The organism is Olivibacter ginsenosidimutans (assembly GCF_039542865.1).
In the GTDB taxonomy this organism is placed as follows: domain Bacteria; phylum Bacteroidota; class Bacteroidia; order Sphingobacteriales; family Sphingobacteriaceae; genus Olivibacter; species Olivibacter ginsenosidimutans.
In genome coordinates, this window is record NZ_BAABIQ010000008.1 from 291,445 (window position 1) to 306,378 (window position 14,934).

Annotated in this window: 10 protein-coding genes; 4 read left to right on the forward strand and 6 right to left on the reverse strand. The window is 39.0% G+C overall.

What is annotated here, in order from left to right; all coding sequences use genetic code 11:
* Positions 1–116 precede the first annotated feature (116 nt).
* Positions 117–2,441 carry a transglycosylase domain-containing protein gene (locus ABD930_RS08520; protein WP_345231294.1) on the forward strand — a complete coding sequence of 775 codons (2,325 nt, stop codon included), beginning with the start codon at positions 117–119 and terminating at the stop codon, positions 2,439–2,441.
* Positions 2,442–2,627: 186 nt separating this feature from the next.
* On the forward strand, positions 2,628–5,651 hold the full coding sequence (locus tag ABD930_RS08525) for a DPP IV N-terminal domain-containing protein (RefSeq protein WP_345231295.1): 3,024 nt from the start codon (positions 2,628–2,630) through the stop codon (positions 5,649–5,651).
* 14 nt (positions 5,652–5,665) lie between these two features.
* Here ABD930_RS08525 and ABD930_RS08530 read toward each other — a convergent pair whose 3' ends face one another.
* Positions 5,666–6,007, reverse strand: coding sequence for a GIY-YIG nuclease family protein (locus tag ABD930_RS08530; protein WP_345231296.1), 342 nt, complete (start codon positions 6,005–6,007; stop codon positions 5,666–5,668).
* 100 nt (positions 6,008–6,107) lie between these two features.
* Here ABD930_RS08530 and ABD930_RS08535 point away from each other — a divergent pair, with 100 nt between their 5' ends.
* Together ABD930_RS08535 and ABD930_RS08540 are read left to right on the forward strand one after the other, a co-directional pair.
* Positions 6,108–6,878 (forward strand): XRE family transcriptional regulator, encoded by a 771-nt coding sequence (locus tag ABD930_RS08535; RefSeq protein ID WP_345231297.1) that lies wholly within the window; start codon positions 6,108–6,110, stop codon positions 6,876–6,878.
* A 13-nt stretch (positions 6,879–6,891) separates the two neighbouring features.
* Positions 6,892–7,785 carry a 3-hydroxyacyl-CoA dehydrogenase NAD-binding domain-containing protein gene (locus ABD930_RS08540; RefSeq protein ID WP_345231298.1) on the forward strand — a complete coding sequence of 298 codons (894 nt, stop codon included), beginning with the start codon at positions 6,892–6,894 and terminating at the stop codon, positions 7,783–7,785.
* A 21-nt stretch (positions 7,786–7,806) separates the two neighbouring features.
* Here the strand turns inward: ABD930_RS08540 and ABD930_RS08545 are convergent, their stop codons facing one another.
* From ABD930_RS08545 to alaS, 5 genes are all read right to left on the reverse strand, one after another.
* Positions 7,807–8,544 (reverse strand): RluA family pseudouridine synthase, encoded by a 738-nt coding sequence (locus ABD930_RS08545; RefSeq protein ID WP_345231299.1) that lies wholly within the window; start codon positions 8,542–8,544, stop codon positions 7,807–7,809.
* Between the two features lie 85 nt (positions 8,545–8,629).
* The gene (locus ABD930_RS08550) at positions 8,630–9,835 is read right to left on the reverse strand and encodes a GAF domain-containing sensor histidine kinase (protein WP_345231300.1); all 1,206 of its coding nucleotides are present in this window, start codon (positions 9,833–9,835) and stop codon (positions 8,630–8,632) included.
* A 327-nt stretch (positions 9,836–10,162) separates the two neighbouring features.
* Entirely contained in the window at positions 10,163–10,852 is a 690-nt protein-coding gene (locus tag ABD930_RS08555) for a response regulator transcription factor (protein ID WP_345231301.1), read from the reverse strand.
* A gap of 147 nt (positions 10,853–10,999) precedes the next feature.
* Positions 11,000–12,091, reverse strand: coding sequence for a peroxiredoxin family protein (locus ABD930_RS08560; protein ID WP_345231302.1), 1,092 nt, complete (start codon positions 12,089–12,091; stop codon positions 11,000–11,002).
* 86 nt (positions 12,092–12,177) lie between these two features.
* Positions 12,178–14,799 carry an alanine--tRNA ligase gene (gene alaS, locus ABD930_RS08565; protein WP_345231303.1) on the reverse strand — a complete coding sequence of 874 codons (2,622 nt, stop codon included), beginning with the start codon at positions 14,797–14,799 and terminating at the stop codon, positions 12,178–12,180.
* Positions 14,800–14,934: the final 135 nt, after the last annotated feature.

Here is a 14,934-nt window from a genome sequence, read left to right on the forward strand (position 1 = left end):
TTTTTTTCGAGATTTGTTTAAGGCCAATGTGTACTTACAGCGTATAATCCAGACAGAAATAACCTTTTAACATTTTTTTACATTTATTTTTAGCATTCATTTTAGATATTTACCATATGTTCAGAAGAATTAAAAACAAGTTTCTTCGTTACCTGGTTATTACCATATATTTCGTCATTATATTTTTATGTGCGATTGAACTCAACTTTTTAGGACTTTTTGGTTACTCACCTACCGCTAAAGATATTCAGGCTCCAACATTGAACATTGCTTCCGAACTTTACACCGCCGATGGTAAATTAATTGGCCGTTATTTTCGGGAAAACCGCTCGCCGGTCGTTTACGATAGTATATCAAAAAACATCGTACACGCGTTGGTTGCAACTGAAGATATTCGTTTTTTCCAACACCATGGAGTCGATTTCCGTGCCGTAATTTCCAGTTTAGTTTCTACAGCACAAGGAGACAAACGTGGGGGTAGCACGATTACCCAGCAGCTGGCTAAAAACCTTTTTAGAACACGTTATAATCAGTCCGCGGGCTTATTAGGCAAGGTTCCAGGGCTTCGCATGGTTATTATTAAAATAAAAGAGTGGTTCACTGCTATAAAATTAGAGCGCCGATATAGCAAAGAGGATATTTTGACCATGTATCTAAACACGGTATCGTTTGGAAACAACACTTACGGCATTAAAACGGCAGCTAAACGTTATTTTAATCAAAACACAAATGCGGTTACCGCGCCTCAAGCAGCCTTACTGATAGGCATGTTAAAAGCCACCACGTTATACAATCCGGTACGGAATCCTGCACGTTCAACCGAAAGAAGAAATATAGTGCTTAGCCAAATGCAAAAGGCGGGCTTTCTTAGTCTCGATCAATACAAGGTTTACACGAAATCTTCTCTAGATCTCAGCTTAGGTAGCGTAGACGAAGAAGGCAAAGAAGATTCTTATCTTCGGGGTGCAGCGGAGCGTTTTATTGAAAAATGGTGTGAGGAGAATGATTACGACTTATATGAGGATGGATTAAAAGTATATACCACCATAGATTCGCGATTGCAACGATATGCCGAAGAAGCAGCTTACGAACAAATGGCTGTTTTGCAAAAAAGGCTAGCGAGTGTTTGGGGAAATGAATTGCCTTGGCGCGATTCAAAAGGAACGGTAATTGAAAATTTTTTAGAAAACCTTGCTAAAAAATTGCCTTTATACACTTTTTTGAAAACAAAATATAAAGGAAATACCGACAGCATTGATTTTTACCTGAACCAACCCAAGGAGATGAACGTGTTTACTTGGGATGGGATGAAAGAGGTATCCTACTCTACGCTAGATTCACTCGCTCATTATGCTAAACTTTTAAATACTGGCATGATGGTTATGGATCCTTATTCGGCTGAAGTAAAAGCATGGGTAGGTGGCATCAATCACCAATATTTTAAATATGACCATGTTAATCAGGCAAAGCGACAGGCTGGTTCAACGTTTAAACCTTTTGCTTATCTGACTGCCTTAGAGCAAGGTATGTCTCCCTGTGATAAATTTCAGGATAAAGCCGTAAAAATAGAATACACGGAAAATGGAGAAGCGAAGACATGGGAGCCCAAAAATGCCGATTGGAATTTCACGGGTATCAATATGTCTCTTCGATGGGCGATGGGAAGATCCGTGAATTCTGTTACGGCACAAATCACCGAAAAAGTAGGATGGGATAATGTGGTAAAGACCGCTCATCGATGCGGTATTACCAGCTATTTAGCGTCTGTTCCGTCTGTAAGTTTAGGTTCCAATGATGTAACGGTATATGAAATGGTTAGCGCATATGCAACGTTCCTAAATAAAGGCATTCACAATGACCCTATACTAGTGCAAAAAATAACGGATCAGGATGGTCATGTGTTGGCAACCTTCAAACCAAAGTCCAAACGTGTATTAAGTGAAGAAATAGCCTGGCTTATGACCTATATGCTACGCGGCACGATGGATGAGCCTGGGGGGACCTCACAAGCGCTTTGGGAGTGGGACTTATGGAAAAAAGGTAATCAAATAGGTGGCAAAACGGGAACCTCTTCAGATTATGTTGATGGATGGTATATGGGTATCACCAAAGACCTGGTAACAGGTGTTTGGGTGGGTAATGACGAGCGAAGCATTCATTTCAGAAATTCGGCAACTGGCGAAGGCTCACATACGGCTTTACCTATTTTTGCAAAATTTATGGAAAAATTATATCATGATCCAAACAGCGGTTATAGTTATGGACCACTGCCTGAGCCAACCGTACCCATTACCCGAAAATATAATTGCCCCAGTCCGCGGATCATCGCTCAGGATAGTATATCAAGTGATGAGAGGCTTCCTGTTGAATTAAAACCAACGATACCCATATATAACGACGAAGAAATGAATCATATCGATGATCAGCTGAAGCAAAAATAACAAAGTTATGCACAGGATAAAGTTGCGTAAATGAATCTTAAGCTTTAATTTAGTAATTCAAACGGTACCTCAGTAAATATGAAACACGCCTCCCTAACCAGACAATTATGGCTCTCTTTCGCTTTCCTTATGCTTTTTGTATGTTATGCTACAACAACATTCGGTCAATATTTTGGGCAAAACAAAATGAGGTATAAAGCATTAAATTTTAAAGTAAAGGAAAGTCCGCACTTTGATTTTTACACCTACCTCAAAAACGATAGTTTGCTTACGCGTTTCATGCAAGAAGGAGAACTGTGGTACGAATTACATCAACAGGTTTTTCGAGATACTTTTCTGCGTAAAAATCCGCTGATTCTATACAATAATCATCCAGATTTCCAACAGACTACCGCTATCGGCGGCGAAATCAGTTTAGGTACTGGTGGGGTCACAGAAGCACTTAAAAATCGGGTAGTTATGCCCATCATGCTCATTAACAACCAAACAAGACATGTTTTAGGACACGAATTGGTACATGCCTTCCAATACCATACCTTAATTGAAGGTGATTCTACCAAACTTGAAAACATCGGCAACCTTCCGCTATGGATGGTCGAAGGGATGGCCGAATACCTGTCCATTGGTAAAAAAGACGCATTTACGGCTATGTGGATGCGGGATGCTTACCTAAACAAAGATATTCCCAGCTTAAGAGACCTTACCGAAAGCAATAAATACTTCCCCTATCGCTATGGGCAAGCATTTTGGGCCTACATTGGTTCGACTTATGGTGATACCGTAATTGTTCCATTTTTTAAAAACACAGCCAAATATGGCTATCAAACGGCTATTAAATATACCTTTGGCTATGATGAAGCCACCCTTTCTAACCTTTGGCGTACCAGTATCGAAAATGCCTATAAATCCTTGCTAACAGACACCGCCCAAGTACCTAAAGGAAAGGTAATTATAAATAATAAAAATGGGGGCAATATGAACGTCTCCCCTACTATTTCGCCCGATGGAAAATACGTTGCTTTTTTATCGGAGAAAGAACTATTTAGCATTGACTTATTTTTGGCGGACGCTCGAACGGGTAAGATTATACGAAAATTGGGTAGCACACAAAGTAATTCCCATATTGATGATTTTAGTTATATTGAGAGTGCGGGGTCTTTTTCCAACGATAGCAAAAAATTTGCTTACAGTGTATTCAGCCAGGGCAAATCAAAATTGCTTATTATAGACGTTGACAAGGGGAAGACGTTATCTTTGGAAGCTATGGGTGATATTGGAGAGTTTTCGAATATAGCTTGGTCGCCCGACGGAAATACCATTGCGTTTTCTGGATTAAAAAACGGTTATAGTGATATTTATTTATATAACCTGAACACCAAGAAGATAACGCAACTTACCAATGATCAATATTCTGATTATCATCCCAGTTTTTCCAGAGATGGTAAAAAGTTAGTATTCAGTACCGATCGCTTAAGTTTAGAAAGTGGCTATGAAGGTGTCGATATACCTTTAGGCTTAGCCATTATTGATTTGACGACCAAGGAAATCCAAAAGATTGACATTTTCCCTAATGCCAATAACTTGAATCCGCAGTTTTCTGCCGATGACAGTCAACTCTATTTCCTTTCTAACAGAGATGGTTTTCGTAACTTATACCGGTACACTTTTGATTCTGGAAAAATAGAAAGAATGACCGATTACTTCACTGGTATTAGTGGTATTACCGAATATTCGCCAGCCTTAAGTGTTTCGGCTAACGATGATATCCTTTATTCTTACTATCGAGCACAGAAATATACCATTTATAATGCCAAACCATCCGATTTCAGTCCAGTAGAAGTGTCTAGTAACGACGTAAACTTTGACGCGGCACTATTACCGCCTCCCCAATCACTTGGGGTAGACGTTATCAATAGCAATCTAAAGAATTATAATATTTTCCAACGAGTAGCAAAGTCGACTATAAAACCCATACCCTATCAACCGAAATTCCAATTAGACTACCTGCAAGGAAGTGGTGTTGGTGTAGCCGTTAACAGTCGGTATGGTGCAGGGCTCGCCAGTGGTATCCAAGGCATTTTTTCTGATATTCTTGGTAGAAATCAGCTATTTGCGGGCTTAGCCATTAATGGTGAAATTTATGATTTTGGTGGGCAATTTGCCTATATCAACCAAAAAGGAAGGATCACTTGGGGAGCATCCATTTCACACATTCCTTTTATGTCCGGTCTAATGAGTTACGGCTATGAAACCATTAACGGCAACACTTATTACACGGAAAACACGGATATTATCCGGACATTCCAAGATCAGATTGATGCCTTTGCAGCTTATCCCATATCTCGTACAACACGTGTTGAGCTAGGAGGCGCCTTTGCCCATTACAGTTATCGCGTAGATCGATATAGTAATTATTATGATCCAAATACACTTTACTATTATGGTAGTGATAAGCGGAAGCTGTCTAACGAAGAAGCAAGTGCGACATATGGCGGCAACTTCAATTCTTTTACATTACAACAATTAAACGCCGCTTTCGTAGGGGATAACTCCTTTTTCGGTGTCGCTGCTCCTTTAAGTGGTTATCGATATCGGCTTTCTGCAGAAAAATATTTCGGCGATTTCAGTTTTATGGGCTATACAGTCGATTTACGGAAGTACCAACGCATTAAACCCGTAACCTTAGCAGCTAGGGCATATACCTATATGCGTGTTGGCAGTGGAGAAGACCAGCTTTATCCATTATACATAGGCTATCCGTTTTTAATAAGAGGGTATGAATCCGCTTCATTTTATAACAATAATAGCAATGCGACCCAAGGTGGTTTTGATGTTAACCAATTAATGGGTTCAAGGATTGCAGTAGTTAATCTTGAGGCACGGCTTCCTTTTACTGGACCTGAAAAGCTTGCCGCAATCAAATCGGGACTGCTTTTTTCTGATCTGAATGTCTTTTTTGATGCGGGGCTAGCTTGGAGTGCTGGTGACAAGATTGCTTTTAAAAAAGAACCTGATTTAATAGAAACTCAAACAAACGATGATGGTTCAAAAGTAAATATTTATGAGAAGGTTCCTGCCTTAAGTGCCGGTATATCCCTACGGGTCAATCTTTTCGGCTATTTTGTGCTAGAACCTTATTACGCCATACCATTTAACAGAAAGGACATTAAATTTGGCACTTTCGGACTTAATTTTGCACCAGGATGGTAAGTAAACCGGCCATGTTAGGCACTTATTGAAGAAAGGCGCATGGACTGTTGTATATTGACGAATAAACTTTCTGTAGCCAAACGTAAGCTCAAATCTCGCCAATCTTTATTGGATGCGCGAATCAATCGTTCTTTTTGAGACCTTGTAAAGCTTGCTAATATATGAAAACGAGAAATCGCGGGTTCTTCTGCATTAAATTCCTCAAAGTAAACCAATCGGGAAACTTTATTTGCAGCATCAAAAAATAGCTGCTTATGCTGCTTGTAAAACGCCACGGTTTCCAATAAATGATCGGTTAAACCCACATGCAGATGTTTGCGATTACAATCCGTTAAAATATAGACAAAATGCTTCATAACAAAATACACTAAAATTTTTCGCTAATTAATTTTTATTTACTAACTTTATTGGCACAATAATACTAACAATATTAGTAAAAACAAAATTATTTTAAAAATGAGCAATATTGCATCCAATCTAAAATATCTTCGCAAGAAAAAAGGCCATACACAGCAGCAATTCGCTGATTTAATGGAAATTAAACGTTCTTTGGTAGGCGCTTATGAAGAGGATCGTGCAGAACCTAAATACGAATTACTAAAAAAATTCGCATCTTATTATGAATTAACTATGGATGAGTTGGTTAATGAAAAAATTGACGACAAATGGAAACCGACTCCCAAAGGCGATGCCTCCAGTGTTCGTGTATTGAGTATCACGGTAGATGGAGAGGACCGCGAAAACATTGAGCTTGTACCTGTAAAAGCTAGTGCGGGCTATTTGAATGGCTATGCTGACCCCGATTACATTAGTGAATTACCCAAATTCAGATTGCCGTTCTTTAAACAAGGTACCTATAGGGCTTTTGAATTAAAAGGCGACTCTATGCTTCCTCTACAATCAGGCACGATTGTCATTGGTGAATATCTTGAAAACTGGTTCGATATTAAACCTGGGCAAACCTATGTGATCATCTCGAAGGCAGACGGAATTGTCTATAAACGTGTTGCCTACAAATTTAAAGAAGATAAGGGATTAAAATTACTTTCCGATAATAAAGTATACGAACCATATTGGGTGGAATCACCAGACATATTAGAAATCTGGAAAGCAAAAGCTTTTATCAGCACTCATTTCCCGGAACCTACAAGCGAGCCAAGTCTGGAAACGCTAACCACAATGATGGCCCAAATGCAAAAAACCATTAGTGGCATGAAAACAGAATAAATCAATTTGATCCATGATACAACACATCACTGTAATTGGTTCAGGCACTATGGGTAATGGAATAGCCCATACTTTTGCGCAGTACGGCTTCCATGTCTCGCTAGTAGATCTGCATGAAAAGGCCTTAAGCAACGCATTAACAACCATTGAAAAGAACTTAGATCGGCAGATACAAAAATCCATACTGATAGCGGAGGAAAAGACCGCTATACTTAGCCGTATCAAGACCTTTACTCGATTGGAAGAAGCGGTTGTCCATACACACTTCGTAATAGAAGCAGCGACAGAACAAACGCCAATTAAATTAGACCTTTTTCAAACCTTAGATCAATTATGTCCTCCAGAGACGATATTAGCGTCCAATACGTCATCTATCAGCATTACCAAACTTGCTGCGGTAACCAACAGACCAGACAAAGTCATTGGCATGCATTTCATGAATCCGGTACCCGTCATGAAATTAGTAGAGGTGATACGAGGCTATGCCAGCAGTGACGAAGTTACTGACACCGTTATGGCACTGGCTCGTCAATTAGAAAAGATTCCTGTTGCGGTCCAGGATTATCCAGGCTTCATTGCCAACCGGATTTTAATGCCCATGATCAATGAAGCGATCTATAGCCTATACGAAGGTGTTGCGGGCATCCATGAAATTGACACCGTTATGAAATTAGGAATGTCCCATCCAATGGGACCGCTACAACTAGCTGATTTCATTGGCTTAGATGTATGCTTGGCTATATTAAAGGTATTGCAGGAGGGATTTGGCAATCCGAAATATGCTCCTTGTCCATTATTGGTTAATATGGTTGCCGCCAAACAATTGGGAATTAAGACTGAAATTGGTTTTTATGACTACCGGAAAGATCCCAAGGACTTAATCGTAGCACCACGTTTTACCACCTAAAAAGTCAGGTTAATGCTTATCTTAGGAATCAAATTTCTCCAATTGTTTTAAAAGTGTTGAAAAATCTTTTGGATAAGGTGCTTCAAAATGATAGGATTTGTCATGGATACTAAAATACAATTCACGCGCATGTAGCGCAAAGCGTTTCATGATAGGTTGTTCTTCCTGTCCTCTTCCAATAGTATACCCCCGCTTTAACTGCGAAAGATAAACAGGCTTACCTTTGTATAAGGTGTCTCCCACAATAGCAGCGTGTTGCGTTGCCAAATGTATTCGTATTTGGTGCATTCTACCCGTAATAGGTCTACATTCTACCAACGTAAAATGTTTAAAGTAATTTATGGACTTGAACCAAGTTTCCGCTAATTTACCATTCGCCCTGTCAATAGTAACATTTTTATTTCCCAAATTCAAAATGGGTAAATCAACTTTGAGGTCATCAAATACGTGTATTCCTCCAATAATAGCATGATAAATTTTCTTCACCTGCCGTCGTTCAAATGCTATAGAAACGGCACGATACGTTTCCGGATCTTTCGCAATGAGCAACAAGCCGGAAGTTTCCTTATCAATACGGTGGCATATCTGAGCGTCAGCATGATATTGTTTTGCTAGGCGTAACATATTCACTTCTCCTCCGCGCCTTTCGTCCAGCGAAGCGATAAATGCCGGTTTATTGACAACGATTAAATGATCATCTTCAAAAAGTATGAGATCCTTAAACTTTGGGAATTTGACACGCACTACGTTTTCTTCCATAGGGCACAAAGGTAAAAAAAGGATTCTAATATTTTACCTATTTGAAGCTACGACAGGACCTAGTAAATATCAGGGAAGGTTAATGTTAACTTTCCACTAAAGGTAAAGAAACAAAAAACGTGGCTCCTTTTCCTTTGCCTTCGCTTTCTGCCCAAATTTTACCACTATGAAGCTCTACCAATGTTTTTACAATAGATAAGCCTAAACCATTACTCCTTTCCTTTCCTGTAGGCACAGCACTAAGTCGGGCAAACTTCTTAAATAATTTTGTTTTATCCTGCTCCGACAATCCTTGTCCTTTATCGCGAACTTCAATTAACGCTTTGTGGTCATGCTCTTGCGCGATCAGTTTTATAGTGGTTTCGGGAAAGGAATACTTTAATGCATTACTGAGCAAATTCTCAAAGATTTCCCTTAAACGCATTTTGTCTCCTGCAATAGGTTTTTTGAGGTGATTTTCGAAAACAAGTTGCTGTTTTTTTTGATTCGCGATAATTTCAAAGTCCGTAACCAGGTCTTTAAATAGCGGATCCATTGTACAAGCCTCAATTTTGAGCTTCATCGCTCCATCCTCAATCTGCGATAAGTTTAATAAATCATTCAAGTTAGACAGGATGAAATCAGAAGATTTAATGATTCGATCGGTCATGGCTCGTAAATTATTCGGACAGTTGGCTTCCCTTTGGATGAGCTGCGCATACAATTTAATGGATGTTAACGGATTTTTTAGGTCGTGTACGGCAACATTCATCAAATCAGTCTGCACACGCACCGCATTACGCGTAGCCAATCTAAATTCCAACTCATCCGTAATGATAGATCCCAAGCTGTGCAGCATTTTCAACTGTTTTTCTGAAGGATATTTAGGGTTAGGATCAACGACGCATAAAGCACCAATTTTATAGCCATCAGGTGTTTGTATAGGAGTAGCGGCATAAAAATTAACACCCGTCAATTTAAAGTAATCCGGATCGATAATAATAGATGCCGCATCTTCAATTTGGTTAAAAACAACAACATGATCCTGTAAAATTGTCCACGAGCACAAACTGTCTTCCCTATTGGTATAGCGTTCAAATTGACCTGTTGTATCCGATTTTAAGAAAACCTTTTTCCGATCTACAAATGAAATAAAGGCACTAGTCGACTCGAACAAATCCATTGCGAGCTTAGCAATCTTATCAAAACTATCTTCAGGTGGAGTATTCAGGATATGATACCGGTATAATTTTCTTAAACGATCGTTATCGTTTACTGGAATTATCCCAAGTTGTTTATAATATATCCCCATAGCTAATAATAATGATTACGCCGCAAAACTATTATTTATAATCGGAACTATCTTTCAGAATACCATATCGGGTTTGAAGATGATTTTTTCTTGACATTAAGGCAATATATAAAAAATTATGTATAAAACGATATACAATAATTGTTAGAGCACCTAAATGATTAAAAAAATCTTTTCAAAACCTAAGGAGTAAGCAACTGGTATATTAGGATTACTAACGAGAATAGGTTATAAACAGTTTTTCTAAGGAGTTAAAAAAATGAAAAAACGACAATTGTTCTTTCCCTTAGGCAAATGTAGGATAACGACGTAACTATTCCGTATAGCCTAAACCAGATCAAATTTATATCCAACCCCCTTAACTGTAGAAACGTAATCATCACCTATTTTTTCCCTTAACTTCCGAATATGGACATCGATGGTTCTATTGGTAACGACTACAGAATCTTCCCAAATACTTTTTAATATCGTTTCGCGGGTATAAACTTTACCCGGCTTTGAAGCTAGCAGATACAAGAGCTCAAATTCCTTTTTAGCCAAAACAATTTTTTCATTATTCTTATAGACCAAAAACGTTTCTCTATCAATGACTAAATCAGCAATCTCGACTTTGTTCTCCGAAACTTCATCACCTTTAGCATTTCTGCGGAGGATGGCATTAATCCGGCTAACTAGGGCTCTTGGTTTAATAGGTTTGGCAATATAGTCGTCGGCACCAACATTGAATCCTGCAATTTCGGAATATTCTTCACTTCTTGCAGTTAAAAATACCATAAATGTATTCTTAAATTCAGGCATACTACGCATAATTCTACACGCTTCTATACCATCCATCTTGGGCATCATGATATCCAAAATAATAAGATCCGGACTGACCCTCCGAGCAGTAGTAATCGCTTCTTGACCATTATTGGCCGTAAAAACGGTGTAACCTTCTCGTTTTAAATTGTATTCTATTAGTTCTACAATATCCGGTTCATCATCAACAACGAGTATCTTGTATTTGGCACTGCTCATACGAATAATTTTTGGCTAAATTATGTACTTAATCGAAAGTTAACGTTATCTCAATATTAACAAATTGTTAATCCTAAACCTTCTCTTGACATCTAGTTAAAGTTAAATATAACGAGAATGCTCCAGTAGTATTTTCCTATACAACCGCTATAGGGTTTTTTCTAAAAATTGAGCTAGTTTCTCCCCTCTTAAATTCTTAGCAACAATTATCCCCTCTGGATTTAAAAGAAAGGATGCTGGTATACTGGATACTTTATATAACTCAGCAGCTTTGCTATTCCAGGCCTGTAAGTCAGAAACATGCGTCCACGTTAAGTGGTCATCTTGTATTGCTTTCAGCCAAGCAGCTTGGTTATTGTCCAATGAAACACCTAAAATGGTAAAATTCTTGTTTTTAAACGTATTGTATTGTTTAACGATATTAGGATTTTCTTGTCTACAGGGGACACACCATGAAGCCCAAAAATCCACTAACGTATATTTGCCGCGAAAATCGGATAATTTTACCGTCTTGCCTTTTGTATCCAACAACTCAAAGTCAGGTGCCTTCTGTCCTACTGTTAAAGGTTTTAACTCTGCCATATGGGTCACAAAATCCCTTACCGTTTCGTTCTTAGGAAACTTGTCTTTAATTAAATCAGCATAAGCAATCATTTCCGTTTCATACTCGGAAGGATCTAATGAACTAATTGCATAGAAACCAGCCAAATTATCCACATTTTTATGGGCAAAAGCTAATACCTCTTTCGAAAATTCATCCATATTTTTCTGGTATTTTGCAAAAAGCTCTTCCCTAATCTCGTTTTCTTTCCCTGGTTCCTTGCTTAAGCGCTTTTGAAATTCGCCTTCAATTTCTCTTGAAACAGCAGCGTAACGCGCATTGATTTCGCTAAAAGCTTTAATCTTTAACGATGTTTCAGATCCTTCTACTTGGTAGTTACCATTTGGATCTTTCATATTCGCCTTAAAATTTACTTCTTCACCGTTAGACAACACAAAAAAATAGTTGTTGTCGCCAATTTTTAAATTATAAAATTGTGGAATTGGTGCGGTACGCCTAAATCTAAATTGATTATCATCATTCAAAAAAGCCGAATCTACCATTTCTCCGCCTTCATAGAGAAATATTTTCTTTACGTTATCGTTATTAGAAAGCTGTCCATTAAGCACAAATTGGTCTTTATTGCTACAAGCGGCTAACGCCACTAGCGTACTTAATGCGATTAATAATTTCTTCATTTGATTGATTTTTAATGACTTTTTAGAAGTCCACCTAAAACACCAACACTCATCAATACACCTCCTCCGTCATATTTTTTTATGCGCTAAGATAACAAAGCTTTTGCTTTTTGCAAGACAATAGGCAAGCCATTCACATCCTTACCACCTGCCGTAGCAAAGAAAGCCTGGCCACCTCCCCCACCTTTTATTTCTTTCGCTAATTCTCTAACTAGTTTTCCAGCATCTAAGTTTCGTTCTTTTACTAAATTGTCGGCTATCATAACAGCTACATGCGGTTTACCTTCAATATTGGCTGCCAATACCAAACATAAATCCTTTGGTACTGATTGCTTAATGGAAAAAGCTAAACTCTTCACAGCATCCGCACTAGGTAGTTCCACCATATCCAATATCATTCGTACGCCATTTACCACTTCAGCGTGGTTAATCAACGTATCCTTTAATTGATGCGCTTTTTCTTGTGTTAATTTTTCGACTTCTTTCTTTAATTTCTGGTTTTCCTGCAGCAGGGCATGTAGTGCAATTGATAAATCTTTTGGATTTTTCAACATATCTTTCAATTGTTGAAGCAATTTCCCCTGTTCCTGTATAAAATCATCAGCCTTTGTTCCCGTGATTGCTTCTATCCGGCGTACGCCAGCTGCCACGGCACTTTCTCCGACAATCTTAAAATAACCAATATTACCGGTATTGCCAACATGCGTTCCCCCACATAATTCCTTTGAAAAGTGATCGTCAAAGGTGATCACCCGAACATAATCACCATATTTTTCGCCAAATAAAGCCGTTACACCTGAAGCCAAGGCCTCTGCATAGGGAACCGAACGTTGCTCTTGTAAAAAAATGTTCTCCCTGATTTTCTGGTTAACCAGATGTTCTATCCGGGTAATTTCTTCCTCGTTAACTTTCGCAAAATGCGAAAAATCGAAACGTAAAACCTCATCGTTTACCAAAGAGCCTTTTTGATTTACATGCGCTCCAAGTACTGTTTTTAGCGCCGCATGTAACAGATGGGTAGCCGAATGATTACGCTCAATAGCTGCCCGTCGTTCCGTATTAACCTTAGCCAGGAAAACACCCCTCAAATGCGTAGGTAATTTATCGGTGAAGTGTATAATCAATCCATTTTCCTTTTTCGTATCACGGATATCAATCACCTCTCCTGTTTGCTCATCTGTTAAGGTACCCGTATCACCAACCTGTCCACCGCCTTCCGCATAAAACGGTGTATTGGCTAGCGTTAACTGATATTGATCCCTTCCTTTAACAGAAATCTTACGGTATTTCAATAGTTTGGTATTGGTTTGCAGCGTATCGTAACCTTCGAATGTGGTGTCTGTATGTTCATCTAGCACTACCCAATCGCCTGTGTCTATCGTGGTTGCAGCCCTAGAGCGTTGCTTCTGTTCATCCAGTGCCTTTTCGAATCCTTTCATATCGATATCCCAACCTTTTTCCCGTGCCATCAAAGCTGTTAAATCTATAGGAAAGCCATAGGTGTCGTAAAGTTCAAAAGCAAAATCACCATTTACTACCTTATTTTCATCTGCATGATACCCCTCAAATCGCTGTATCCCCGTAATCAATGTTCGTAAAAAGGAGGCTTCCTCCTCCAAAACTACTTTTTGAACGAAATCCTGTTGGGCAAAAAGTTCGTTAAAAACACCTTCAAATTGAGCAGCCAATACGGGAACCAATTTATGAAGGAAAGGTTCCTTAAAATTAAGGAAAGTATATGCGTAACGCACTGCACGACGTAGAATACGCCGAATCACATAACCTGCTTTATTATTCGATGGCAATTGTCCATCGGCAATAGCAAAAGCAATAGCGCGTACGTGGTCTGCCATTACACGCATCGCAATATCTTGAGATTCTTGTGCTCCATAAACAACGTTTGCTTCTTGTGCAATGACGTTAATTAAAGGTTGAAAAACATCCGTATCATAATTGGATGTTTTGTGTTGCAATACACGTACCAAACGTTCGAAGCCCATTCCCGTATCGACATGCTTTGCTGGAAGCGGTTGTAACGAACCGTCTTTGAGCCGGTTAAATTGCATAAACACATTATTCCAAATTTCAATTACCTGTGGATGATCGGCATTGACCAAATTGGCTCCGTCAACCGCTTGGCGTTCTGCCTCGCTCCGACAGTCGATATGAATTTCAGAGCTCGGACCACATGGACCGGTTTCGCCCATTTCCCAAAAATTGTCCTTTTTATTCCCTTTCAGAATACGATCTGGGTTGATATGCATTTTCCAACAGTCGTATGCCTCCGTATCGGCCGGAAGCCCCTCCTGCTCATCCCCTTCAAATACCGTTACGTACAACCTATCCTTATCAATTTTATATACTTCGGTCAACAGTTCCCAACTCCAAGCAATGGCTTCCTTTTTAAAATAATCGCCAAAGCTCCAGTTCCCCAGCATTTCAAACATCGTATGATGATACGTATCAATTCCTACCTCTTCCAAGTCATTATGTTTACCGGAAACCCTCAAACAACGTTGTGTATCAACGACTCTAGGAAATTTTATGGGTGCTTCACCCAGAAAGAGCTCCTTAAATTGGTTCATACCAGCATTGGTAAACATTAACGTTGGATCGTTCTTTACTACAATAGGTGCTGATGGAACAATTTCATGCCCTTTATTCTTAAAAAAATCTAAAAATGCTTGTCTTATTGCGCTGCTAGTCATGTACTAGGATAATTAATCGTGTAATCGTTTCGCCCCAAAGAAGATAGCTAAAAAAGTCTGACGATTTTACTCCATTTCATTACGGTCGAAAGGACGAATTTTTAAGCCCCCCATTAGGGTTCAAACGAGCACAAA

Excerpts from the sequence above, each read along its gene's own strand:
- ABD930_RS08555 (WP_345231301.1), bottom strand. The coding sequence starts at position 10,852 with ATGAGCAGTGCCAAATACAAGATACTCGTTGTTGATGATGAACCGGAT.
- ABD930_RS08550 (WP_345231300.1), bottom strand. The coding sequence starts at position 9,835 with ATGGGGATATATTATAAACAACTTGGGATAATTCCAGTAAACGATAAC.
- ABD930_RS08530 (WP_345231296.1), bottom strand. The coding sequence starts at position 6,007 with ATGAAGCATTTTGTCTATATTTTAACGGATTGTAATCGCAAACATCTG.
- ABD930_RS08520 (WP_345231294.1), top strand. The coding sequence starts at position 117 with ATGTTCAGAAGAATTAAAAACAAGTTTCTTCGTTACCTGGTTATTACC.
- ABD930_RS08560 (WP_345231302.1), bottom strand. The coding sequence starts at position 12,091 with ATGAAGAAATTATTAATCGCATTAAGTACGCTAGTGGCGTTAGCCGCT.
- ABD930_RS08535 (WP_345231297.1), top strand. The coding sequence starts at position 6,108 with ATGAGCAATATTGCATCCAATCTAAAATATCTTCGCAAGAAAAAAGGC.
- ABD930_RS08545 (WP_345231299.1), bottom strand. The coding sequence starts at position 8,544 with ATGGAAGAAAACGTAGTGCGTGTCAAATTCCCAAAGTTTAAGGATCTC.
- ABD930_RS08525 (WP_345231295.1), top strand. The coding sequence starts at position 2,628 with ATGAGGTATAAAGCATTAAATTTTAAAGTAAAGGAAAGTCCGCACTTT.
- alaS (WP_345231303.1), bottom strand. The coding sequence starts at position 14,799 with ATGACTAGCAGCGCAATAAGACAAGCATTTTTAGATTTTTTTAAGAAT.
- ABD930_RS08540 (WP_345231298.1), top strand. The coding sequence starts at position 6,892 with ATGATACAACACATCACTGTAATTGGTTCAGGCACTATGGGTAATGGA.